Source organism: Pseudomonas sp. P105 (assembly GCF_032614175.1).
Classification (GTDB): domain Bacteria; phylum Pseudomonadota; class Gammaproteobacteria; order Pseudomonadales; family Pseudomonadaceae; genus Aquipseudomonas; species Aquipseudomonas rhizophila.
This window is the reverse complement of record NZ_CP126693.1, coordinates 2,919,687-2,943,769: the sequence shown is the minus strand read 5'-3', so window position 1 is coordinate 2,943,769 and position 24,083 is coordinate 2,919,687. Positions and strand designations below refer to the sequence as shown.

The following is a 24,083-nucleotide window of genomic DNA, read 5'->3' as shown; positions in this document are numbered from 1 at the left end:
GTCCCTGCCGCAGCGCGTAGCGGTCCCGCCCCTGAGTGCGCGGGTTTCAGTGCGTGAGGTGGCAACGCGACCACCGAAATAAATTTCCTCGCCACAAGAAACGCCTTCGCCACAGCCCCCGACATTCGTCTTGTAACCAAATATCTCACAAATTTTTCACACCTCCATCGCGATACTCCCGGCCTTTTAGGATAGTTCGGCGCATGCCTATGGGCATCCAATGGGTGCCAGCGGCTTCGTCGACAGGAAGGCTGGAGCGCTTGATGAGTTTGTTCAAACGCAGCACAACGACTGCGAAAAGTTTCGACTGGGCCGGGTTTGGCTGGTTATTTCTGTTTTTCTGGTATTTCTCGGGCATTACCCAACTGCTCATACTGGTGACCGACACCTCTGGGTTCACCGGGTTTCGCCAGGCATTCGTGATGAGCGCGCTGTGGCTTGCGCCCATGCTGCTCTTTCCTGCCCGGACCCGTTTACTTGCTGCGCTGATCGGCGTGGTCCTGTGGGCTTGCTCCATGGCCAGCCTGGGCTATTTCTTCATCTATCAGCAGGAGTTTTCCCAGAGCGTCATCTTCATCATGTTCGAATCGAACGTGTCCGAAGCCGGCGAGTACATGACGCAGTATTTTGCCTGGTGGATGCTGGCGGCCTTCCTGGCCCATACCGCCTTCGGATATTGGCTCTGGACACGTCTGCGCCCGGTGTACCTGCCCCGCGGCCAAGCCATGGTCGCGGCGACTGCGATTGTGGTGGCGGTGGTCGGCTATCCGCTAGTCAAGCACACCCTGCGTGCCGGCACGCTTGCCGGTGGCCTGGAGAAATTCGAAAGTCGCATCGAGCCGGCCGTGCCGTGGCAGATGCTGGTTGCTTACCGGCGCTATGGCGAACAACTGGAAAACATGCAGGGCATGCTTCACAGCGCCAGCAAGATCGCCCCCCTGGGCCACCTGAAGGACGCCATGGCCGACCAGCCCGCTACTCTGGTGCTGGTCATCGGCGAGTCCACCAACCGCCAGCGCATGAGCCTGTACGGTTACCCAAGGAAAACCACCCCGGAACTGGACAAGCTCAAGGACCAGCTCTCGGTTTTCGACAATGTCATCACCCCGCGCCCCTACACCATCGAAGCGCTGCAGCAGGTGCTGACGTTCGCCGATGAACAGAACCCAGACCTTTACCTGAGCACACCGTCCCTGGTGAGCATGATGAAGCAGGCCGGTTACAAGACCTTCTGGATCACTAACCAGCAGACCATGACCAAGCGCAACACCATGCTCACGACCTTCTCTCAACAGGCCGATGCGCAGGTATACCTGAACAACAACCGCAACCAGAACGCGGCGCAATACGACGGCGATGTGATCGCCCCGTTCAACCAGGCCCTGGCAGACAGCGCTGCGCGCAAACTGATCGTGGTGCACCTGCTCGGCACCCACATGAGCTATCAGTACCGGTATCCGCCCACCTTCAAGAAGTTTACCGACCGCCAGGGCGTACCGGCGGGGGTGCGTGACGACCAGGTCCCGACCTACAACAGTTACGACAACGCGGTGCTGTACAACGACTTCGTAGTGTCCAGCCTGATCAAGGACTACGCCAAAACCGACCCCAACGGCTTTTTGCTGTACCTGTCGGACCATGGTGAAGACGTGTTCGATTCGCCGGGCCATAGCACGCTTGGCCGCAACGAAGGCAAGCCGACCGCGCCGATGTACACCATTCCGTTCATCGCCTGGGCCTCGCCCAAGTGGCGTGAAACTCATGACTGGAACTTCAGCGGTGACCTGTCACGCCCCTACAGCAGCGCTCACTTGATCCACACCTGGGCAGACCTGGCCGGTTTGAGTTTTGATGAGCTGGACCGCAGCAAAAGCCTGGTGAGCGATGACTTCAAGGCCCGCCCGCTGTTGATCGGCAACCCTTATGAACACCAGCGCAAGGCCTTGATCGACTTCAGCCTGATGCAGCCCAAGGCGCCTGCGGTGCGGGTCGTGCAAAAATAACCACCGCCCTCGCCCGCTACCACAGGGGCGGCCTCTACAGGGGCTTTGTCCAGAACAGCATACGGCCATGGGCCGGGTCGAACATGCCTGGGGCAAAGCCAAACCTGGTATAGCTGGCCTGGGCGATGGCATTGCCTTCAAGCACTTCCAGGGTGATTTTGCAGCAACCACGCTGGCGGGCGATATCCTCGACCTTCTGCAGCATCTTCTGGCTCACCCCCAACCCGCGGAACGGCTTCATCACCACAACATCGTGGACATTGACCAGAGGTCTGCAGGCGAAGGTCGAAAAACCTTCGAAGCAATTGACCAGGCCCGCTGGTTCGCCGTTGACGAAAGCCAGTACGCTGAAAGCATGGGGGCGCTTGGCCAGTTCCTCGGGTAGATGCAGCAGCACTTCCGGCGGCAGCGACTGGCCACCGCCCATTGGATCTTCGGCATAGCCGTTGAGCACATAACAGATTGCTTCGGCGTGGACTGCATTGGTATAGCTGGCTTGCAATACAAGAATGTCCCTGGTTTCTTCCACGGCGTTCCATCTCACTTCGGTAGTACCGGCGGCTCCGGTGCCGTCGGCGGGATACGGTCAGGCGGACTGACCAAAACGCTGCATTTGCATTTCCTGCAGGCGACTGAGCGTACGACGAAACGGGAATTGCAGATAGCCCTCGGTGTACAACCGGTCCATCGGCACCTGTGCTGAAAGGTACAACGGCACCTTGCGGTCGTAGCATTCATCGACCAGGGCGATGAAACGCCGCACACCGTCATCATGGATGGACAACTGCGGCAACTCACGATCACCAGCCTCTACCCTTTCAACCCCGTCTTCGGTTCCACGGGCAATGCGTCCCTCGCGCTGCTCGGCGCTCAGACTCGGTACGTCGCTGATCAGGATGGCCTTGAAACGGTCGCACAGTGCCATGAAATCCATGGCTGAGAACGGCTGTTCGCACATATCCGCGTAACGACTCCAGAGCACCGTATCGCTGGCCCGCACGGGCTGAAGCAGACGATGGCCAACTTCAATCGGCAAACTGTTGGACGCCTGTCCTGCGGTCAACTGGGCAAAAACAGCCTCCAACGGATCGGGTTGTCCGTCGTCGCGTAGCCAGTAGCGCTGCTGCAATGCTCCCGGATGCTGGCGATGATCTTGCCATCCGTTCACCGGCACAACCTGCATGTGCTGCTTGATCGCCGTGATGGTGGGCAGGAATCGCTCGCGGTTGTGGCCGTTGGCATAAAGCTCCTCGGGCGGCAGGTTGGAGGTGCTGACCACCACCATGCCCCGCTCGAACATGACCTGAAACAGACGACTCAGAATGATGGCATCGCCAATGTCGGTGACGAACAACTCGTCGAAACACAACACCCTGACCTCTTGGCTCAGTTCTGCAGCCAATGCCTGCAAAGGGTCCGGCGTGCCCGTAAGCTGGAACGAGCGCTGATGCACCCAGGCCATGAAATGATGGAAATGCTGACGACGGGCCGGCACCCTCAGGCTTTCGTAGAAACGGTCCATCAGCCAGGTCTTGCCGCGGCCGACCGGTCCCCAGAGATAAACCCCCTGGATCGACTTGCGCCCCTCGTGCAGTGCCTGGTGGCACTCTTGCAGAGCCATGATGGCCAGTTCCTGGGCTTCATCCTGGACAAAGCCATGGTGTTCGATGGCATGCTGCCAGGCGCTCAAGGGGGAGTCGAAAGTCATACGGCCCTGATCCGGAAAACGAGGTCGGGGAGTATGCCATGTCGGTGGCTTTGAGTGAGTGATCTCACCTGCCTGTGAATTCAAGCAAAACCCTGGGGCGAGGGCGATTTACCCCCTCGCCACAGGTGTTGACGAACCAACGTGCAAACATCTAGATCGAGATATCCAGCCGACTGATCTTCCCCTGCTCGTCGAGCCGGAAGGTGTAGCGCAACTCCAGCGGGCTGCCGGGGAAAGTTCCGGAGATCAGATTATGCACCAGCACCTTACCGGTGCGTTGCTGCACATTGAGCACCTCGACCCGAGGCTGTAAACGCCGGGCGGTGTCTTCCATCCATTGAGCGATGGCCTGGGTGCCGGCGCGGTGCTGGCCTTCATCGAACACATTGGCATCCTCGGCGAAAAAACGCGTCACCGCCGAACTGTCACGGGCATTGGCGGCCGCAATGTAGCCGGCGATGGCCGGGGCCAGGGAAGAGACGGGATTGGACATGGTAGGGCTCCTTGTTTTATCGATCTGACACCATGCTAGAACAGCCTTGTGTCAGTTTTTGTCAGGAGTGAAACGCCCCGTTTCGTCCAGTTCCATCAGCTTGAACCAGGCGCGCAACAAGTCGCTGCGCCGGCCAGGATAGCGCTCGCCCTGCTCGGTGGCAGAAGCAATCCGATCAGTGCGAAAGGTCCGATAGGCGCCGCGTAACTCACACCAGGCAACCACTACCCGCGCCTCATTGAAAAAACCCAGGGCCAACGGCCAGATCAGGCGCTGGCTGGGGGTTTTGTTCACGTCGGCGTAGTCGATATGCAGCTTTGCTTGAGCCCGAATGGCCTGGCGGTACACATTCAGCTCCACCGTATTCTGTGGGTAGCCATAGCCAGGAGGCCCGGGCAACACCGTGGGATTGCGCAGGGCATCCCGGACGTCAGGCGCCAGCACTGCGGCCACCTTGGCCAAAGCGTCGGCGGCGGCCTTGCCCAGCACCTCGTCGCCACGCTGATCAACGTAGCGCAGCCCCAGCACAATGGCTTCGATTTCATCAGCCGTGAACATCAATGGCGGCAGGAACAGGCCGCTGCGCAACACATAGCCAATGCCCGCCTCGCCCTGGATCGGCGCCCCCAGGGCCGAGAGTTCGGCGATATCGCGGTAGAGCGTGCGCTCGGACACTTTCAACTCGGCCGCCAATGTCGCAGCGGTAACCGGGCAGCGCTTGCCTCGCAAGACTTGCAATAATGTGAGCAGTCGAGTGGTACGCGACACGATGGACGATCCGGAAAAACGATTGACGCAGATTAGCAGAGCCTGGTGTCAGAAACTGTCAGGAGCCATGAGCCCTGTCTGGATTGAACTGGACGGGAAACCGCGTGATGTGCGGTGGTTTGAGAGAAATGTGGGTTATCGTGCTCAACAGCTCGCCCGTTTGCCCTACCTATTATCGTGAGAGTTTATCCATGCGCAGAGCCCTCGGTGTGTCCCTTTTCCTGATGTTGCTCAGTCTGAGCGCCTGCGCCCTCTTCCCGCACCGCGATCCGCTGAACATCACCGTGGTGGGCATCGAACCGTTGCCCAGCCAGGAGCTGGAGATGCGCTTTGCCGTGAAACTGCGATTGCAGAACCCTAACGAAACCGCCATCGATTACAACGGTGTCGCGCTCGACCTCGAGGTTAATGGCCGGACACTGGCATCGGGGGTCAGCGATCAGACCGGATCCATCCCACGGTTCTCCGAGGCGGTACTGAGCGTGCCAGTGAGCATCTCGGCTTTCTCCGTGCTGCGCCAGACGCTGGGCCTGAGCCAGACCCAAAGCCTGGACAACCTGCCTTATGTACTCAAAGGCAAACTGGCCGGTGGACTGTTCGGCACCCTGCGCTTCGTGGATCGCGGCACCCTGGACTTGCCGGGTACCGCGGCCACTTGGTAAATCAACGAGTGAAACGCACGCCGGGTTTGGCCCGCTCGTCCACCACCAGTTCGAACACATCTGGCCTGGCGTAATGGCCGACCACGTCATAGTCGTAGCGCGCTGGTACCAGTTCATCGGTATCGATTTCGGCGGTCAACAACCCGCTTGTGCCTTTAAGCGGACCGGCCAGGACGTCCCCCATGGGGCCGACAATTACACTGCCGCCGGCAATCAAGGGACGCTCGGCGGGCCAGTTCGCCACTTCAATGCCCAGCGCCTGAGGCGAGGCCTGAACCTGACAGGCGCTGATCACGAAACAACGACCTTCGTGGGCGATATGACGCATGGTCACCTGCCACATCTCCCGCTCATCCACCGTCGGCGCACACCAGACCTGCACCCCTTTGGCGTACATCGCGGTGCGCAACAGCGGCATCATGTTCTCCCAACACACCGCCGCGCCTACGCGACCGACCTGGCTGTCGATCACCGGTAAAGTCGAGCCGTCGCCCTTACCCCAAATCAGACGCTCGGTGCCAGTGGGCATCAGCTTGCGATGCTTGGCCACCAGGCCGGCATCGGGCTCGAAATACAGGGCGGTGCAGTACAAGGTACTGCCGTCACGCTCAATGACACCCACTACCAGACTTGCCCCCGTGCGCGCCGAAAACCCGGCCAAGGCCTCGGTTTCACTGCCCGGCACGTCGATGGCGTTGGCAAAATAACGAGCAAAGGCCTCGCGCCCCTCGGGCAACCGGTACCCCAGCTGTGTACCGAAGCGTTCTCCCTTCGGATACCCACCCAGCAGCGCTTCGGGCATCACCACCAAGCGTGCTCCGGCCTGGCGTACGGCATCTTCATAGGAAAGGATCTGCGCCAGGGTGTCAGCTTTGCCTCCGGGCAACGAGCCAATCTGCAGGGCAGCCACAATGGATTTGGGCATGGTTTTCAACTCCTCGATCATCTGGGGTTGCTGATTTTCAGATGCCAGACGATCATGAATAAAGCCCCATACGCTGCTAAATGATATGAGTGTTATGAATATCGCGGATGTCGACCTTAATCTGCTCAAGACCTTCGAAGCCCTGCACGATGAATCCAGCGCCAGCCGCGCCGCGCTGCGCCTGGGCGTGACCCAGTCGGCCATCAGCGCGGCGCTGCGCAGGCTTCGAAACCTGTATGACGATCAATTGTTTGTGCGCACTGGCCGCGGCCTGGCGCCGACCTTACGGGCCAATCAGCTCAAACCGGTGATCAGCGACGCACTGAATAAATGTCGCCAGAGCCTGGCGATGGTTGACCCCGGCGCCAGTCATTACGAAGGTCGTTCGGTCATCGTCGGGCTGTCCGATGATTTCGAAATTGCCCATGGCCGGCGCTTGATTGAGGACGTGGCACGACGCGCGCCGGGGCTGCGATTGATTTTTCGCCAGACCCATAGCCAGATCGTCGGCCGGGCGCTGATGGAGCGCAGTTTCGATCTGGCGATCACGGCGGGAGGGTTTACCGAACGCTTGCTCAGCCGTCAGGTACTGGGCGAAGGCGACTACGCCTGTCTCGTCGACCCGGCCAGCCTGACGCAGGACCAACAGACGCTGACCCTGGAGGCGTTCGTGGCCCGCGAGCATCTGCTCGTGTCTTCCGGTGGGTTCATCGGCATCACCGACGAAGGGTTGGCCGGCCTTGGCCTGAGCCGGCGGGTGTGTGCCTCGACCACCCACTTTGCCGCCCTGCCGTTCCTGCTCAAGGGCAGCCAGGCCGTGGCGACCATTCCGCTGCATGCCGCCGCGGCGATCGCCTCCCTCAGTGGCCTGGCGTTGCTGCCCTGCCCGCTGGACCTGCCCCGCTACCCGATCGAACTGGGCTGGCGAACCCATACACAGATGGACCCGGCCGTGGTCAAGGTGCGTGAGGCTATCATCGCGACCTTTGCCTGAGGTTTATTTGTTGGCTGCCATCAGACGATTGACTTCACTGCGCACCATGTTGGCGTACTCAGGCGGCGACATGCCGTCCAGTTCGGCACGTACCCATTCGGACCACTTGCCCTTGCGCTTGGAACGCTCGCCGAACAACCGGGCCGCGTCACCCTTGGCCTTGCCCAGATTGTTTTGCCACAGTTCAAAAAGTCGGGACTTTTCGTCTTCCAGTGCCGCGCGCTCGGCCAGGGGCTTGTCAGCCAGATTGAAACTCATGGGAATTACCTGTTGCGTAAATATGCGCCATCTTACACCTTGAAGAGGCGCGTCTTAACCACGTTTTATGATCCACAGTGCTGCCGCTGCCAGACGCTGCAACTTTTGCTCAAGGGCAGCACTCCATTGTTCACTGCCATCATCAGCAAGGAGTACCTCAATGGCTCGCAAAAGCACGCTGCAAGGGAATGGAGAGCAAATCAAGGATCAAGCCTTCAGTGAACTGAAGGCTTTGATTGAGGAATCGGAAAAGCTGCTCAAAAGCAGCGCCTCACTGGTCGGCGAAGACGCTGAAAACCTGCGCGACCAGATCTCGCAGAAGCTGCAACAAGCCCTGGATTCGGTTGCCAGCGCACGGGAGCGGACCCGGCCGATGGTCGATGCCACCGAAGTCTATATCGGCGGACATCCATGGCAGACCGTGGCCATTTCCGCAGGCTTCGGCCTGGTGGTGGGGTTGTTGCTCGGACGCCGTTAAGCCCTTGGCAAAAACCTGTTTGAATGATCACTGATAGTGTGGCGAGGAGATTTATTTCCTCGCCACAGATGCGTGAACCGCCAGAGCCTCATCCGAAGCCGGCTTTACAAACCCGCCAACTCCCGCAACTGCGCCAATGTCTGCTCGTCCAGTGCGATCCCCCGCTCATTGGATTTGCTGCGCTCGTTGTGCCGACGATCACCCGGCAGCCGTCGCAACCCGACACCATGCATCTGTCTGACCAGCTCCTGGCTGCGCTCGGCGAAGTTCTGCCCGGCGGCCTTGCTCGGGTCGATCACGATCAACAACTGACCGGTCCAGGGTGTCTTGGCCCCAGGATGGTTGTGCCAATCGAACTCGAAGGAAAAGTTGCCACCGGTCAGGGCGGCCGCCAGCAGCTCGACCATCATCGACAACGCCGAGCCCTTGTGTCCGCCAAAAGGCAGGAGCGCCCCGCCTTCGAGAATCGCCTTCGGATCGCAGGTCGGCTGACCGAGGCTGTCCACCCCCATTCCTGGCGGTAACGATTCGCCCTTGCGTGCAGCAATCTGCACATCACCGTGGGCAATCGCGCTGGTGGCCAGGTCGAAGACAATCGGCTCACCATCGGCCCGTGGCGCGGCGAAGGCAATGGGATTGGTACCAAAGAGTGGACGGTCAGCACCGTGAGGCACCACGCACGTCATGCTGTTGACCACGCTCAATGCCACGAGACCTTCATAGGCAAACGGCTCGACATCCGGCCACAGGGCAGCGAAGTGATGGGAGTTGCGGATCGCCAACACTGCAATCCCGGCGCTGCGGGCCTTGGCCACCAGCAACGGACGTGCGGCGGCCAGGGCCGGCTGGGCGAAGCCGTTACCAGCGTCCACCCGTACAAACCCTGATGCCACATCTTCGACCGTGGGTACTGCCTGACCATTGACCCAACCACTTTTCAGCGTCGAGACATAACCGGGAATGCGAAACACCCCATGACTGTGGGCGCCATCACGTTCGGCTCCGGCGCAGTTTTCGGCCAGGGCCCTGGCGACCTCGGCCGACGTGCCGTGTCGCAGGAATATTTTCTCCAGCAAGCTCACCAAAGCGGAAAAAGACAGGGTGCTTGAACCGGCATGATCGGATAGCGCAGACATCTGAAGCTCCAGAGTGATTGTTGGAGGTAGCAACAGCGTAAGGGGAACCAGCCGGCTGATTAAACACCGCTTCACTGTCGGAGCAAAGCTTGCTCGTGCCGGATTACGCTGATCACCGCGCTTGCGTGCGGTAACTATGTACCACCTTGGCTCATTGATCGTTGCCTAGTCTGGCCGCTCATCCACCAAACGTGCCGCCTCGCGGCGCCTTGAGCGAGAAGCAACGATGACCACTGCAACTACGCCGTTATTATTTCCCGAGGTATTGGCCGCCAATAACCTGGAGGACTTGGACGCCCCCCACGGATTGACCCAGGCCGACCTCGACTGGCTGCACCACGTGTCCCTGTCCAACCATACGCTGCGCGCCGCGCAGACGCCCCCCATGTCTGCCGAAACGATTCGCTTGCAGGTCGACGCAAACGCGCCGATCCCGCTGGCCGGCTGCCTTGTGCTCAAAGCGCTGACAGACGCAGACGCAGCGCAGACCCAGCCTGCGTTCCTCTACACGCCCTACGGCGGAATCAGGAAATTCGACAGCCCCGAAGCTCTCGAAGAGAAGATGGAAGCAATGCTGGACAGTCCAGCCGAGCGTGACGATCTTTTTCGGCTGTTATCGATTTCCCAGCGCGCCGAACTCAACAGCACCTCCGCGATCAGGACGACCCGGCAACGTATCGACGGTGACGTCTTCAACACCCTGGTCGAGTCCATCGAGTTCGCTCAAAGCCTCAACGCCCGAACAATGGTGGATGAACTGATCAAGCTACCCTCCCTCAGCGCGATGCTTGACGCGATCTTGAATGAGGTGCTGTCCAACTTTGATCATCGACAGACCCGCGTAACCATGAGCACGTGGAGTAGCGTGGGGAGTCAGAAGGCGAGCCAGTTGACCAGAAGCATGACGCTCAGCGAGGCGGTCCTGGCCTACTTCCACAGCCAGGGTCGGCCCGCCGGGCAAGACGTTGACTTCATTCATCCAGGCATCACCGTATCACCGCAAAACAAGCGTCAATGGGAGAGCGTGTTGAAGGTGACCGCCAGCAACCTGATCCCCAGCCTTGCCCACTGTATCGACGCTTATTGGGACGCCACCGGCCCGTTCAATACCTCGCGCCGGCGCTTTCTTTCCCAAGTTCTCAGCGATGCGCTACAAGCCACGATTCTGATCAAGCGGGAGAAAAGACAACTCACCGAGGCACACGCCCAGGAACTGCTGCGGCTGTACAGGCCATCTCGCCCGGACGAACCGCTACTGTTTATCGAAACCCTGCGTCTTTGGGAATATGAGCCGCTCTACGTAGAGCTGGCGGGTTCTTTGATGATCAGCGCCAAGGGACACTATCTCTATACCCCCAGCCACGGCCTTGAGAAAGTCGACAACTACCTGGGTTTCAAGGATGCACTGCTCAATACCCCCACCGGCGCAGGGCGAAAGGAAGAACTCTACAGTCTGCTCAGCCTGGAGGAGCGCAACCGCTTCCTGCGCTTTGACGATCCCCAGGTGTCAGGTAAGGCGGTGACGTGGCCGGTATTCGAGTCTCTGGCTGATGCGATCATCGGCAAACAGTCGAAAAACCTTCATTTCGCAATGGAGATGTCCCGCCAGGGGGACGTGGACGTCCACGCGCTCGTTGACAAGGCCCTGGACATACGCAGCCTGATCGGCAAAAACCTGCTGACGCAAAAAACCGCTGGACACTGGGGCACGCAGCCGGTTTTTTACGGAGACCTGCGCCCGTCCAATTTCATGGCTGATCAACTGGAGAGGAAGATCAAGAGCTACGCCAGTGTCGAAGAGGCCTTGAATGCCGAACTGAGCCGATTGCCACTCTCCAGCGACACCTCGCTGCGTCACGCATTGAAAGGCCTTCTTCCTAAACTGACCAACGTCTTTTCCCTGGGAATACGTGCAGAAGCCGAACTCAGAGAACTCAACGCAACCCTGTCTCCCGCCGCGCGCGACCTTATCGCCGCGGTCTTTGCCTTTGATGCCGAATATCCGGACCGCACTCAACGCATCGGGGTAAAGGGCTTCCGGCCCGATGTCTATTCGCTGAGGCTGGCATGTACCGAGGACGGCAAAACCGTCTCCTTGCCGCTGGCCAATTGTTTCCTGCTGACCGAACGCGGCGGGCTGGATACGCCTCATTCCGGCCTGGCAATTCTCTGGATACCGGCCGATGGTTTACAAGTGTTTGCCTCAGTCGAACTTGCCACCCAGCAATTGAATCGCCACCTGCTCGACTCACGAAAGCGCTCTGGTCTGCTCGCCAACCTCTGGCCCGCCCAACGCAAGCCCCATGGACGCTATCAACTGGATGTGTTTGAGCTGATCGAAGACAACGTGCTGCTCAATCGGATGAAGTCGTTCAACGCACTGTTCGAGGCCCAATACAGGTATCTGAGCACGCTAAAGAGCGGGGACTGGCAACTGACAGGGCCTGAACGGGTAAAAAGCCTGGGCACATTGCTTGAAAAGGCCGCGCCTACCAATCTGACACACGCCACACGTATCGCCCAGGCGATCCGCTTGCAACAGAAACTCCCCGCCTGGCTTGGCGCCGCACCACTTGAAGAACAGCGCCTACAGATTGACCTGCTTGAGCAATACAGAAGCAGTGTCGACGATGACGAGGATTATCTGGACGGTATCGAGCCCCTGCACACCTATGTGAGCAAAAAGCTCAAAGCGCTCCTGGATGCGCGTTTCGCCGTAAAAGACCTGGATCCTGCCACCCTGTTGATCACCCCGAACCATGCGTTGGCGGGGCCCGCCAGCAGCTTGACCGAGTTCGCCCTCAATCATGCCGACTTCACTCAAAAGACAGGCTTCAGGGTGTCCTCGACCTCCGGGCGCGCGTTGCCCGACAGCCTGAACGAGACGGCTGTCAGACAAATGCTGCTGTCGTTGGACATCCCCACCGCCTATAAAAAGATCGTACTGGACGAACTCTCCACTACCTCGACCGATGGCCAGAAAAGAAAGCAGCGATTTCGCCGGCAGTTGCCCTGGCAACTGTTGCAACATGCCCACGCACTGCATCTACAACAGCACCTATCGCCCACAGGGTTTGACTTGATTCGCCAGGTACTGGACATGCCGGATGCCATCGCACGCCAGGCAGTGGACGGCGCCAGCGCGTTGATTCGTCCACTGGAGCTGATCAAAACCCGGGGAGCTGCGGCGATCAAGGCAGTGGGGCTCTACCTGATCGGATCAAGCACCGATGATACTGCCCCCCATGTGCTGTATTCCCCCTACCATGCGGGCCACAACTTCACCGAGTTCAAGGACCAGGCCAGCCTCATTGCCGCCTTCAACACGCCGGGCGCGTTGCAAGACCTGCTGATTCGTCGACTTCCCGAAAGCCAGCAAGCCACGTTCAAGAACCTGTTCGCCGCCACGGTCGGTTCTCTATCGGAAATCACCCTGGCTTCCAATCCGATCAAGACCAACCTGTTCGATGTATTGTTCAACGACAATACAACCCTGTTATCGGACATGCTGAGCGCACAAACAGAAAAAAACCGCCAGTTTGACTGGGAAACGGCCCTGCATTTGTTCAGCGCCGGCGTCAAACTGGTGGGGCGGCAGTTGCAAGGCAAACTGACGTTTATCGAAACGCTTTGGGAAAGTTACCAAGACTTCAAGGCCTCTTCTGAATCCCTGCAGCAGCATGACTGGAAAGCAGGCTTGCACGACTTCATCGCCGGCGCGGCAGAGATGGTCTCACTTGGCTTCCTGAATCGCGACGACACCTTCGGCCTGCTCGACCCGATAAGTCCCGGCACGCAGAACGCCTCCATGGCGACCCCGCCCCGTTGGAAAGACATCGCCTCCACCGCCCCGACGCGCACCAACCTGCGGGCCTTCGAAGCCACGGAGGTGAGCCTGCACAACCTGCAGAAGAACCGGATCGACGGAACCTACAGGGCCCCAGGGTCCGACAAGCTTTACGCACCTGTTGCCGGCATGGTTTTTCAGGTGGCCAAAGCCAATCAGGTCTGGCGCGTGGTCCATGAACAGGGAGAGGGCCCAATACTGAGGCAGTCGCCTGATAACCAGCAATGGACCGTAGACCCACAACGGCAGACCATTCGCTACGGCAAAGTGATGTCAACGCTGGCCAATTCCTACAGCGACTACAAGGCTTCAACGTCGCTCAACATTGAGGCTCGGGGCATGGCGCAAATACGCCGCAAATACCCGGCTTACGCAAACATGATCGAGCAGGCCCTGGAGGTGGCCAGGTATTACTCATTCAACGCCCTGCATAATCTGGATCAGATCAAACATCAGGTCCCGCCGGGCTCTCGGCTGGATACCTTCCTGAAGACGTTTTTTGGGGTGAGGACAGTCGACGCCAGCCTGATCAAGAAAATACACACCGCCGTCTCGCCGCTGTGCCGAGCATTGGCCGACCCGTCCTGGGAAACCCGCAACGCCAAGCGCCTTGTAATCGGCCGTTTGAAATACATGGACGATAGAGCCACTGCATTCGTGCTCGAACCGGAAACGGCAGGAAGAATCTATCTGACCCAGTATTTCTTCGAGGTCGGATTGGATTGGTACAAGGACGCGGTCCCGGATTCCTTCAATGTCGATGCCCACGCCCAGGCCGCGGTGCTTATCCACGAAGTTTCTCATCAGCTTTTCGACACGCTCGATATTGTCTATCTGGACGCGGCACTGCCGTTTCTGGACCTGATTTCCAATGCCACTCAGTTCGGACATTCAAAATACAATTATCAAAAGGACCAGCAACGCAACGGGCTGTCGTTGACCACGCCACGATCCAAACTGTTCATGGGCTGGGACAGTGCAGCCGGCGGGCTCAAGAGCCTGGAGCTTTTCCCCGAGCATCGGGATATGGCCCGGGAAATCCTGAAGATGACCGGCGCAAGAAGCATGAGCGAGGCGCGCAGTATCTTTCTGGATCCAGGTTCACCGACAGCACGCATCGACGTGATCTTGCGAAACGCCGACTCCATGACGCTACTCATCTGTGAGCTGGGTCGACAGCTGGACTCCCCACCCTTGAGTCCCGCTGCCACGTTTTAAACGGCCTCTGCGAACGCTGCGCGCGGACGGGTCTTGATCTTTTTTTCACGAGATGTATGCCACGCTATAACCGCGACATACCGGTGTTCGAGCCTTTGACCGGAAAAAACAGGCTCATTTTGATGTGCAAACGCCATGATGGCGGTTCTCGACAGGTCATGCCGAAGGTTAGAATGCGGCAAACCAGGAAGAGTCAATGACCGAACATACACTCTCGGAAGCCGAATACGACGCCATTACCGATGCGGCCGCGCATTGGTGCATGCGTTTGCACGCCGTCGACTGCACCGACGCCGAACGGCTGGCATTCAAACAATGGCACGATGCCGATCCCCTGCACGCTTTCGAATACCAAGCCATGCTGGAGATCTGGGCCGTGGCCGATCATCTTCCGCGTGTCGAAGCGGCACCATCTCCCGCGCCAATACCGCGACCTCGGTCCCGCTGGAGTCGGATGGCTGTCGCAGCCGCGGTGCTTGTGCTGGGCGTGCCCCTGGCCGCCTACACGGGCTGGAACCTGGGCTGGGTTGCCAACTCCTACGAACGATTCGAAGCGGATGCAAGCGTGCGTCACATCACCCTGGGTGACGGCAGCCAGGTAGAACTGAACCTGGGCAGTGAACTGGTATTTGCCAATTACAAGAATGAGCGTCGGGTGACGCTGAAAAAGGGCGAGGCGTTTTTCGACGTCAGCCATGACACACAACACCCGTTCGTTGTACGGGCCGGCCAGGGCCAGGTGCGCGTGACCGGCACTCGCTTCAATGTATGGATGTATCAGGATCAGGTCCGGGTGACGCTGGTGGAGGGCTCAGTATGGGTGACCAGCAACCAGGCACTTGCCAGTAACGGCTCGCAACTGTCGCCGGGCATGCAGGCCAGCTACAAAGCTGGCGACTACCAACCGCAAATCCGTGAAGTCGATGCCAACGACAGCTCGCTGGCGTGGCGCAACGGCAAGCTGGTGCTGGACAACCTTGCCCTCAGCGATGCACTCCCGCTGATCAATCGTTATCTCGAGCATCCCGTCATGCTGGCCGACAACAGCACGGGCGCCCTGCGTATCGGTGGTATCTACAACCTCAACGAAGTGAAGAACCTGGTGCCTTCGTTGCCCAAAGTCCTGCCGGTTTACCTGACGCAGAACCAGGACGGCAATCCAGTCCTCAACTCCATCGGTCAACGGCCGTCCAACTGAAAAAGCCGCGACCTGATCAGGTCGCGGCTTTTGTGTAAAACAACAGCGATCAGTGCGCGGCCACCCTGCCCGCCTCATCACGCTCACGGATGATCACCGCCTGATAGTGCGGATCGGCTTTGATCTGCTGTTCGGTGAACGGTAGCGCACTCCATTGCTTCTTCGAGAATGCCTGGGTCTGGTCGGCCGAATACGGCGATGCCGGGTCGCTGGAAATGGAAAATGCCAACAGACCTTCAGCCCGAGGTCCTTTGCCATCAAAACTCACCACTTGCAGATAGCTGGTGCCGCTGACCACTTCCCGTTTGCCGTTGGCCCCTGGCACGCTCTGAATCGCGTTATAGATCCCCAGCTCACCGGGGCCGCCGTGGATTGGCGTCTGCCGGCTGCCACTGCTGGCAACCTGGATGTCCTGCCAGCGGCTATCCTTGGGCAATCCGGCGGCCTTCACAGAGGCCTGCGAGGCCAGCATGGCTTGACGCACAGCCTTGTGCACCGGGGCACGCTCAATCGCCAGGCCGTTTGGAGTATGTCGCGGGTCTTGCGGATCGAACGGGACACGCCATGAATCAGGCACCCTCTGCAACTGCGCCATGATGCGCTGGAAATGAATGAAGCCCAATCCGCTGTCCAGGCCAGCGGTTCGATCCCAGACCCTGAGATCGTTGCACACCTGGGTCAACGTCACGGCATCGGCCCCCAGGTCACCGGCGCAAAAGCCCAGCAGGTCGGGCATCACCTGATCAGCAAGGTAGACCTGGTCGTCCATGACCATACGCTGCAAGTCATCGACCTTCACCGGCCCGTCCTTGGCCAGTTGACCCAGCCGCTGCAGAGCAAAACGCGCACGCAGGCCCAGCGGTTGGTCTTGCTGGCTGATCAAGGGCGAATAACCGGACAAGGGTTGTGAAGGGTTGACCATCCAGGCCGAATCGTTGGAATTTTGCACATAATCGCGGCGCAACAACTGCGGTAGCTTGTCGGCGGCGTAAATGCCTTTCTGCACGGCCTCGGGATCGATATCCCAGGCGCATTCGCCGCGCGAGCCGTCCAGTACGATGAGTTGCAGCCCTGCCCGCGGGTCGCTGCAGCGGGCCAACTTGTCGGCATCGACGTTCGGTACCACCGACACGTTCATGTAGAGACTTTGCCCCTGATCGTCCACCGCCAGGGTGTTGACCCATGGAATACCGTGGATCTCATGGACCGCACTCTGCAAGTCCTTGAGCGTGACGGCTTTGTTCATGGCGTACCACTGGGCGAGCACACGATCATTTTCCCGGTTCGCATCGCGCAGGCTGTAGGCGAACTTGTCATCCCAGTCCAGCCGGCCGGGCCATTGCACGATCGGACCGAACTGCGAGCCGTAGACCACCCGCGAAACGCTCTGCACCTGGCCATCGGGTTGTTTGATGTCCACCGTCACCGTCTGTTGGCTCATCGGTACGGATTGACCATCGAGCAGGTAGCGGGTCGGGTCTTTCGGGTCGAGTTGCAGACGGTACAGCGTGAAATGTTTGGAGGTGTCGACGGTGTGGGTCCAGGCCAGGTGCTGGCTGAAACCGATGTTGATCACGGGCAAGCCTGGCAGGGCCGCGCCCATGACGTCCAGTTTGCCGGGAATGGTCAGGTGCATCTGGTAAAAACGCATGCCCCCCAGCCATGGGAAGTGCGGGTTCGCCAGCAACATCCCACGCCCGTTGAAGGAGCGCTCACTGCCGATGGCGACCGCGTTACTACCACGCTCCAGGGCGAAACGCTGCTGCCGGGTGGCTGCGCCTGCAAAACCTGCCCTCGGCTCGCCAGCGTCCGCCGTCGCTTGTGGCGGCTGAGCGCCCGCCAGGGCTTCGGCGAACTGGCCGACGCCACCTTCCACCAACAGGCGCTGGGTCAGTTTGACCAGGTCCAGCACGGTGATCGGCCGCACCCACTCACTGGCACATTGCTCGGGCAGGCCGATAGCCTTGCGTTCGGCCAAGGCGCGGTTGTAGCCCGCCACATAGCCTTCGACCAGTTGCTGTACTTGAGGCGTCTGGGCTTGCCAGAAACCGGAAACGGCTTGCGGCGTGTTGAGCCAGTTGAAAAATACATCGCTGACGCGGTTCTCCCGCTGTTCGAGCGTGACCTGCTCCGGGCCGAAGTAGCGCGAGCGTTGACCATTGACCGTGACGATCTCATTGGCCAGCAGGCATAAATTATCCTCAGCGTACGCATACCCGATGCCGTAGCCCAACCCGCGCTCATCCTGAGCCCGGATATGTGGCACGCCAAAACTGGTGCGACGGATCTCGGCACTGGCCTGTTCTTTATCACTTTGAGCGCTGGCGACGCAGCTGAACCCCAGGCTCACTGCGAAAAACACACCTGCGAGACCAAACCTCGATAACTGCCCGGACATTCTCACGTTCACTCCTGATCCAATACTTTCTAAAACCAGGACGGCTGCCTGGGAATTCACATACCGCGTGCCTGGCCGGAATGTGCCTCCCTTGAAAACGAATGGGATGAAAAAAAATTAATGGCCTGGCACCGCCTGACTACGGGCGTTTGATCGCCTCCAGACAAATTTTTCAGCTTTTTGCCTTCATGATTGGCCGCGTTCGTTCGTCCTATTACAGGAGAGTATCCGTGACCTTTTCTGAACAGGCTGGTAAGGAGTTTTTGCATGCATGACGCGCGTCAGCCCATGGAGGGCAAGCCCAGGTCGACCGGCGTTCCGGCGACAGCCACTCACAACCTGTTCGACAGGCCGGCAGAACGAGGTAGCAATGAACACATCAGGCTTTTGCTCAAGAGCTTCGGCCTCAGAACCAGCCTGATTCGCCTCAAGGTCATCGATGCATTGCTCAAGGCCGCCGTTGAAAACCGCAGCCTGGGTGTGCGGGGCGTACACAGTCAACTGTTGGGGCTGGACATTCCATTGTCCTTCCTCAGCGTGCGCGAGGTGTTGAAGCGCCTGTGCAGCGAGGGTGTCGTCACCCTTAACCCCGATAAGACCTACAGTTTGCACCGCAAGGCCATGCACGTGCTCCAGGGCGGGGAGTGACGCCTGCGCTCAGGGCTTGACCTTGCGTCGCATCACGCCGTTGATCACGACCACGATGACCGCGACGGCAATCGCGATGTATTGAAACAGCTGCTCGCTGATCATGCCGTTGTTCTGCATCCAGGTCAGTCCCAGCATGATCGCCAGAACCACGAGGACCACCAGAATCGAGTATTTCAAACGTTGCGATTGAGTCATTGCCAATTTCCTGAATGTATCCGCTCTGTATCCCCGTGCTTGCCAGCCCCATACCGTGTTTTGGAAATGGCAGGCAGCAGACGGGGTCTCATGGTACAGCCGAACGGGCGTACTCACGCAACCGAAGCCCATCAGATTAATTACCTGCATCACCACAGAAGTCCGCCCCTGGCGGACTTTTGTCTTACAGAATTAACTCATATTTCTGCCACAAACAAAGGGGAAGACTTCTTTCGGCCCTGAATTCCCCCAACGTATTCTCGAATAAGAGGCGCTTACCTCCTTACCGAAAATCAACGTTGGAAATCATGCAAAACTTGCTGGCAACTCTTTCGCCAATACGATTGACAGGTTTTTGCCTGGCTATCGCTCTTTTCGAACTATTGACTTATCTGGCCAGCGACCTGGTCATGCCGGCCATGCTCGCGGTGACCCGGGAACTGGATGCGCCCGCGGATCAAATCCCCTACGCCTTCAATCTGTATCTATTGGGCGGTGTTCTGCTGCCGTGGCTGATCGGTCCGTTATCCGATCGCTATGGGCGTCGTGCATTCATGCTCGCCGGTTGTGCCGGTTTTGTCCTGGCTTGCGCGGCGATCACCCTGGTCACCCACATGCAGGGATTCAACGGGCTTCGTTTGATCCAGGGTATGGGGCTGGGTTTCGTGATCGCGGTCAGCTACCCGGCCATACAGGAAGTATTCAACGAGTCGGACGCTGTGAAGGTCATGGCGTTGCTGGGCAATCTCGCCCTCCTCTCGCCCTTGCTGGGGCCGCTGCTGGGTGGCTTGCTGCTGCAATGGCTGTCCTGGCGCGAGCTGTTCATGTTGCTGGCAGGCCTGGGGGCAGTGAGCTGGCTGGCCTTATGGACATTCATGCCCCGAAGCCCCGGTCTGGCGCACTCCTGCCCCCGGCAACCGGCCCTGGAGCCGTTCGAACTGCGCACACTCATCAGGCGCTATGGCGCGCTGCTGGGTCACTCCGGCTTCATGGCCGCGTGCGTGGCGCTGGGGTTGATGAGCCTGCCGCTGATTGCCTGGATCGGTCTGTCCCCCCTGTTGCTGATCCAGGACCAGGGCCTGTCGCCCCTGGTGTATGGCCTGTGGCAAATCCCGGTGTTCTCGGGCGTGATCCTTGGCAATCTCCTGCTCAATCACCTGGTGGAGCGGGTGGGCGTGCGCGGGGTATTGCGCTACAGCCTGTGGCCCTTTTCTACCGGCCTCATCGCACTGGTGATCGCCAGCCCGTTCAACCTTGGCGTACCCGCGCTGGTCAGCGGCCTGGCGCTCTACGCCCTGGGGCTGGGCATGGGCAACGCGGCCTTGTATCGATTGGCGCTGTTCGCCAGCGACGACAGCAAAGGGCTGGTCTCGGCCATGGTCGGGATGATTTCCATCGCAGTGATGAGCACCGCCGGCTCACTGCTCGCGCTGCTGGGCGCCGGAACAAGCCTGAACGCCTTTGCCTTGATGGTCGGCATTGCCGGGCTCAGCTGCCTTGTGGCGCTGCGTCTGTTCCTGTCGCAACCGGCCGCTCACGTCTGAAAATCCCCTCCCTGAGGAACGTTACCCATGATTCATTTTCCCCACGCCGATGCGCTGTGTGCATTGGCGCAGCCTTACGATCCCGATTCGGTACCTGCTGGTCTGTTTGATCGGGCCATGGCCCAAATCAGCCTGTTCCATTGCCACCACACCCCTGGCTACGAACACTGGCTCAACGCCAACGGCCTGGCGGTAGAGGATCTGGAGCATTTGACTGACTGGTCGCGCTTGCCGCCCATCTACGCCAATTACTTCAAGCAGCGCTTGTTGCTCAGCCCCACCGGCGAGAACGCGCTAGAGCTGACATCCTCCGGCACCAGCGGTCAGAAAAGCCGCATGCGCTACGACGAGCGCAGCATGGCCGCGGCCCAGGGCATGGTGGCGCGTATCTTTGAACATTACGGCTGGTTCACGCCGGATTCGCCCTGCAACTACCTGTTGTTCAGTCACGAACCGGAGAAGGTCAATCACGTCGGCACCGCTCATACAGACCAGTTCTTGCGCAGCTTCGCGCCGGCCAATCGGATTTTTCATGCGCTGCGGCGCACCGGAAAAGGTCATGAGTTCGATGTCTTTGGCGCGATCCGGACCCTTCAGGAGTTCGCCGAAGAGGGCCTGCCGGTGCGGATCTTTGGCTTCCCGGCGCTGCTGTGTCATGCGCTTGAGCGCATGCGTGAAACTGCGACGCCGAACCTCAAACTTGCCCCCGACTCCCTGGTATTTCTGGGAGGCGGCTGGAAAAAACAGGCCGCCCAGGAGATCCCCCGCCACGAGGTCTATGAACACATCACCCGGCAACTGGGCATTGAAGCGCACCGCTGCCGCGACGGTTACGGTGCCGTCGAGCACGCCGTGCCGTACATCGAATGTGCGCACCACAGGTTTCATGTGCCGATCTATTCGAAAGCTTTCATACGTCACCCCTCGAACTTCAGCGTCCAGCCCTTCGGTGAGGCGGGATTGTTGTCGTTCGTCTCGCCTTACATCTCTTCCAGTCCCGCCCATGCCGTGGTGATGAGCGACCTGGCGACCCTGCATCCGGCCAATTGTGAGTGCGGCCTGAACACCCAATGGTTCGAGCTGCACGGTCGGGCCGGCACCAGTGCCAGCCGAAGCTGCGCCATGGCCGCTTCCGAATTGATCAAGGAGAATTGATATGTATCTCATCAATGGCCAACTGCACGCTGATCTGCCCCTCGATACAGCCCTTGAACGCCTGCAGACGCAACTGCCTGCTCTTCTGGACGCACCGCCCCCCAGTGATAGCGTGCTCGATTGTGCGCAGGCGTTCGCACAGATGCTGCGGGCCCCAGAACAAACTCCGTTCCTGGACGACGACCAGCGCCAGGCACTGATCGCCTTCTGCGAACGCAAGCATTTGAGCCGCAAACTCGAACGGGAGCTGGGGGCGGACGCGCGCTCGCTGCGCCGAATCGACTATAGCGATGGCCCTTTCGAAAGCTGGCAACCCCTGGGGCTGGTGGTGCATGTCACCCCCGGCAATGCTCCGCTGCTGGGGTTCTTCGCGGCACTGGAAAGCCTGCTGGCGGGCAACGTCAACTGGCTGCGACCCAGCACGCGCGATGCAGACCTGACGGCGCGGGTGCTGGCGACGTTCCTCGATTGCGACCCAAGCGGCCAGTTGCGCGATTACGTTGCGGTGCTGCCAGTGCCCTACCACGAGTGCCGGCGTCTCTTCGCGCTGGCCCAGGGCGTCAGCGCCTGGGGTGGCGAGACAGCACTCAAGGCCATGCGTGACCAGCTTCCAAGCGGCTGCCGCTGGATCGATTGGGGACATCGCATCAGCTTCGCCTATGTCACGCCGCAAGCCGTCAACGAGCAGGCGCTGGACAGTCTGGTGGATGAGGTCTGCCGCCTCGATCAGCAAGCCTGTTCCAGTCCCCAGTGGCTGTTGGTGGACAGCGACGAGCCGGCTCAGATGCTGGCACTGGGTGAGGCCCTGGCTGACGCATTTGAACGACGCGCCGGACAATGGCCAGCGTTGGAAACCAGTGCAGCCGAAGCGTGCGAGATCACCACCCGCACGGCACTTGCCCGACTCGACCACAGCTTTGCAGGACAAACCGGCCAGATTTGGGAAGGCCACGGCTGGCGCATTATTTGGGAGCATCACCGCGACCTGTTGCCATCGCCACTGTTTCGCACGCTTTTGTTACGACCGGTGCCCCACGGGCTGATCACCGAAACCCTGCTGCCCTGGCGAAACGTGTTGCAGAGCTGCGCGCTGATCTGTGAACCGCAACGGGCGCCTGAACTGGCACGTCGCGTCTTGGCCGCCGGCGTGACCCGCATCTCGGCAACCGCAGACATCCAGCAAGGCTACGAGGGCGAGCCTCACGACGGCGTCTACGCGCTGCAACGATTGAGTCGTCGGGTATCGGTCGGTCTTGAACCAGAGGTCGCCAGTCATCGTGTGACACTGGACGCCCCGCCGACCACGACACCCATTTCACCCTCGACGCCGATCATGGACAAAGCGGCATTCCTGGCGCTGCCTGCCGCACCCGAGGCCCAGTTGTTCTTCCGCTCAGGTGGTAGCAGCGGCGCACCGGTGCTGTCGCCCTACAGCTACCGCGATTTTGATCGCCACATGCGGGCCGCCGCCGATGGACTGCGCGCGGCCGGTCTGGATCCGGCGAAGGATCGGGTGATGAATCTGTTTTATGGCGGCAACCTCTACGGTGGCTTCTTCAGCTTCTCGAAAATACTGGAGCACATGAACGCCGTGCATTACCCCATGGGTGCGACGTCAGATGCGGACTTTGAAGAGATCGCACGGATGATCGTCGCTCACAAGGTCAATACCCTGGTGGGCATGCCAAGTACCTTGCAGCGCCTGTTTTCCAGCCAGCGAGAAACCCTTCAAGGCTACGGCGGCGTGCGCAAAGTCATGCTGGGCGGCGAGCACCTGGGGCCAGGCTGCCGTCAGTTGCTTGAGGACTGCGGCGTGACAAGTATTCGCTCAGCCATCTATGGCAGCGTCGACGCGGGTCCCCTTGGCCATGCCTGCACTGCCAGCGGCGAGGGTGTATTCCACCTCATGGAGGACATTCAACACCTGGAGATCGTCCAGCTGGAACTGGACGCTCCGGTCGCGTCGGGGGAAACCGGACGGCTGCTGTTCACTTCGCGCAGACGCCAAGCGCAGCCCCTTCACCGCTACGAAGTTGGTGATTGCGGGCGCTGGCTCACCGCTCCCTGCCCGTGTGGCCTGGAGTCACCCCGGTTCGAGTTGCGCCAGCGCCACGGCGCCCTGATACGCATCGTGACGTACCTGATCAATACCCACGAGCTGGCTGAGCAGGCACAAACGGCCATTCAGATCGTACTCGATTACCACAGCAGCGGCTGCGAACGCCTGTTGATTCGCGCCGATGGCGATGCACAAACGGTCCGGAGCCAGGTCATGGGCCTCGAACTGCTGTCCACGCTGGTGGAGTCCGAAATGCTCGTACTGGACGTGCAATCCTGTCCGGCGACAAGTTTCGAACATAACAAACACAGCGGCAAAGTACCGCTGGTGATTGATCGCAGAATCACCGCTTGATTGTTTTCCCGTGTAATTGAATAAGCGGACGTTAGAGTC

19 protein-coding genes are annotated in these 24,083 nt (G+C 59.7%); 10 read left to right on the top strand and 9 right to left on the bottom strand.

The window, feature by feature from the left end:
- Nucleotides 1–263 precede the first annotated feature (263 nt).
- Nucleotides 264–2,003: a phosphoethanolamine transferase CptA gene (locus QOM08_RS13305; RefSeq protein ID WP_310662544.1), complete on the top strand. Its 1,740-nt coding sequence runs from the start codon at nucleotides 264–266 to the stop codon at nucleotides 2,001–2,003.
- 34 nt (nucleotides 2,004–2,037) lie between these two features.
- On the opposite strand, the gene QOM08_RS13300 is transcribed toward QOM08_RS13305, so the two are convergent.
- The 4 genes from QOM08_RS13300 to QOM08_RS13285 form a co-directional block, all read right to left on the bottom strand.
- The gene (locus tag QOM08_RS13300; RefSeq protein WP_310662543.1) at nucleotides 2,038–2,532 is read right to left on the bottom strand and encodes a GNAT family N-acetyltransferase; all 495 of its coding nucleotides are present in this window, start codon (nucleotides 2,530–2,532) and stop codon (nucleotides 2,038–2,040) included.
- Between the two features lie 57 nt (nucleotides 2,533–2,589).
- Nucleotides 2,590–3,711 carry a cell division protein ZapE gene (zapE, locus tag QOM08_RS13295; RefSeq protein WP_310662542.1) on the bottom strand — a complete coding sequence of 374 codons (1,122 nt, stop codon included), beginning with the start codon at nucleotides 3,709–3,711 and terminating at the stop codon, nucleotides 2,590–2,592.
- 151 nt (nucleotides 3,712–3,862) lie between these two features.
- Nucleotides 3,863–4,204: a nuclear transport factor 2 family protein gene (locus QOM08_RS13290; protein ID WP_047226551.1), complete on the bottom strand. Its 342-nt coding sequence runs from the start codon at nucleotides 4,202–4,204 to the stop codon at nucleotides 3,863–3,865.
- A 51-nt stretch (nucleotides 4,205–4,255) separates the two neighbouring features.
- A complete protein-coding gene (locus QOM08_RS13285) occupies nucleotides 4,256–4,972 on the bottom strand; it encodes a helix-turn-helix transcriptional regulator (protein WP_188251687.1) in 717 nt (238 codons plus the stop codon).
- Nucleotides 4,973–5,163: 191 nt separating this feature from the next.
- Here QOM08_RS13285 and QOM08_RS13280 point away from each other — a divergent pair, with 191 nt between their 5' ends.
- Nucleotides 5,164–5,634 (top strand): LEA type 2 family protein, encoded by a 471-nt coding sequence (locus QOM08_RS13280; RefSeq protein WP_047226553.1) that lies wholly within the window; start codon nucleotides 5,164–5,166, stop codon nucleotides 5,632–5,634.
- 1 nt (nucleotide 5,635) lies between these two features.
- Here QOM08_RS13280 and QOM08_RS13275 read toward each other — a convergent pair whose 3' ends face one another.
- Complete coding sequence (locus QOM08_RS13275) at nucleotides 5,636–6,559, bottom strand: carbon-nitrogen hydrolase family protein (RefSeq protein ID WP_310662541.1); 924 nt, start codon at nucleotides 6,557–6,559, stop codon at nucleotides 5,636–5,638.
- Between the two features lie 94 nt (nucleotides 6,560–6,653).
- Between QOM08_RS13275 and QOM08_RS13270 the strand changes: the two genes are divergently transcribed.
- Nucleotides 6,654–7,553, top strand: a complete 900-nt coding sequence (locus tag QOM08_RS13270; RefSeq protein WP_310662540.1) for a LysR family transcriptional regulator — start codon at nucleotides 6,654–6,656, stop codon at nucleotides 7,551–7,553.
- A 3-nt stretch (nucleotides 7,554–7,556) separates the two neighbouring features.
- On the opposite strand, the gene QOM08_RS13265 is transcribed toward QOM08_RS13270, so the two are convergent.
- Nucleotides 7,557–7,811 carry a hypothetical protein gene (locus QOM08_RS13265; protein WP_076384979.1) on the bottom strand — a complete coding sequence of 85 codons (255 nt, stop codon included), beginning with the start codon at nucleotides 7,809–7,811 and terminating at the stop codon, nucleotides 7,557–7,559.
- A 160-nt stretch (nucleotides 7,812–7,971) separates the two neighbouring features.
- Between QOM08_RS13265 and QOM08_RS13260 the strand changes: the two genes are divergently transcribed.
- On the top strand, nucleotides 7,972–8,289 hold the full coding sequence (locus QOM08_RS13260) for a YqjD family protein (RefSeq protein ID WP_047226556.1): 318 nt from the start codon (nucleotides 7,972–7,974) through the stop codon (nucleotides 8,287–8,289).
- Between the two features lie 104 nt (nucleotides 8,290–8,393).
- Here the strand turns inward: QOM08_RS13260 and QOM08_RS13255 are convergent, their stop codons facing one another.
- On the bottom strand, nucleotides 8,394–9,425 hold the full coding sequence (locus tag QOM08_RS13255) for an Ldh family oxidoreductase (RefSeq protein WP_047226557.1): 1,032 nt from the start codon (nucleotides 9,423–9,425) through the stop codon (nucleotides 8,394–8,396).
- 745 nt (nucleotides 9,426–10,170) lie between these two features.
- On the opposite strand from QOM08_RS13255, the gene QOM08_RS13250 reads away from it, so the two are divergent.
- Both QOM08_RS13250 and QOM08_RS13245 read left to right on the top strand, forming a co-directional pair.
- The gene (locus QOM08_RS13250) at nucleotides 10,171–14,490 is read left to right on the top strand and encodes a dermonecrotic toxin domain-containing protein (RefSeq protein WP_316913231.1); all 4,320 of its coding nucleotides are present in this window, start codon (nucleotides 10,171–10,173) and stop codon (nucleotides 14,488–14,490) included.
- 196 nt (nucleotides 14,491–14,686) lie between these two features.
- On the top strand, nucleotides 14,687–15,688 hold the full coding sequence (locus QOM08_RS13245) for a FecR family protein (RefSeq protein WP_160892642.1): 1,002 nt from the start codon (nucleotides 14,687–14,689) through the stop codon (nucleotides 15,686–15,688).
- Between the two features lie 49 nt (nucleotides 15,689–15,737).
- Here QOM08_RS13245 and QOM08_RS13240 read toward each other — a convergent pair whose 3' ends face one another.
- On the bottom strand, nucleotides 15,738–18,086 hold the full coding sequence (locus QOM08_RS13240; RefSeq protein WP_310662537.1) for an acylase: 2,349 nt from the start codon (nucleotides 18,084–18,086) through the stop codon (nucleotides 15,738–15,740).
- Nucleotides 18,087–18,353: 267 nt separating this feature from the next.
- Here QOM08_RS13240 and QOM08_RS13235 point away from each other — a divergent pair, with 267 nt between their 5' ends.
- Nucleotides 18,354–18,734 (top strand): fe2+ zn2+ uptake regulation protein, encoded by a 381-nt coding sequence (locus tag QOM08_RS13235; protein ID WP_310662536.1) that lies wholly within the window; start codon nucleotides 18,354–18,356, stop codon nucleotides 18,732–18,734.
- Between the two features lie 9 nt (nucleotides 18,735–18,743).
- Here the strand turns inward: QOM08_RS13235 and QOM08_RS13230 are convergent, their stop codons facing one another.
- Entirely contained in the window at nucleotides 18,744–18,932 is a 189-nt protein-coding gene (locus tag QOM08_RS13230) for a hypothetical protein (protein WP_047226561.1), read from the bottom strand.
- 308 nt (nucleotides 18,933–19,240) lie between these two features.
- Between QOM08_RS13230 and QOM08_RS13225 the strand changes: the two genes are divergently transcribed.
- Genes QOM08_RS13225 through QOM08_RS13215 form a run of 3 tightly spaced genes read left to right on the top strand, consistent with a single transcriptional unit; the run spans nucleotide 19,241 to nucleotide 24,044 of the window.
- Nucleotides 19,241–20,476, top strand: a complete 1,236-nt coding sequence (locus QOM08_RS13225; protein ID WP_316913156.1) for an MFS transporter — start codon at nucleotides 19,241–19,243, stop codon at nucleotides 20,474–20,476.
- 27 nt (nucleotides 20,477–20,503) lie between these two features.
- A complete protein-coding gene (locus tag QOM08_RS13220) occupies nucleotides 20,504–21,631 on the top strand; it encodes an acyl-protein synthase (protein ID WP_316913155.1) in 1,128 nt (375 codons plus the stop codon).
- 1 nt (nucleotide 21,632) lies between these two features.
- Entirely contained in the window at nucleotides 21,633–24,044 is a 2,412-nt protein-coding gene (locus tag QOM08_RS13215; protein ID WP_316913154.1) for an acyl-CoA reductase, read from the top strand.
- The last annotated feature ends 39 nt before the right edge of the window (nucleotides 24,045–24,083 follow it).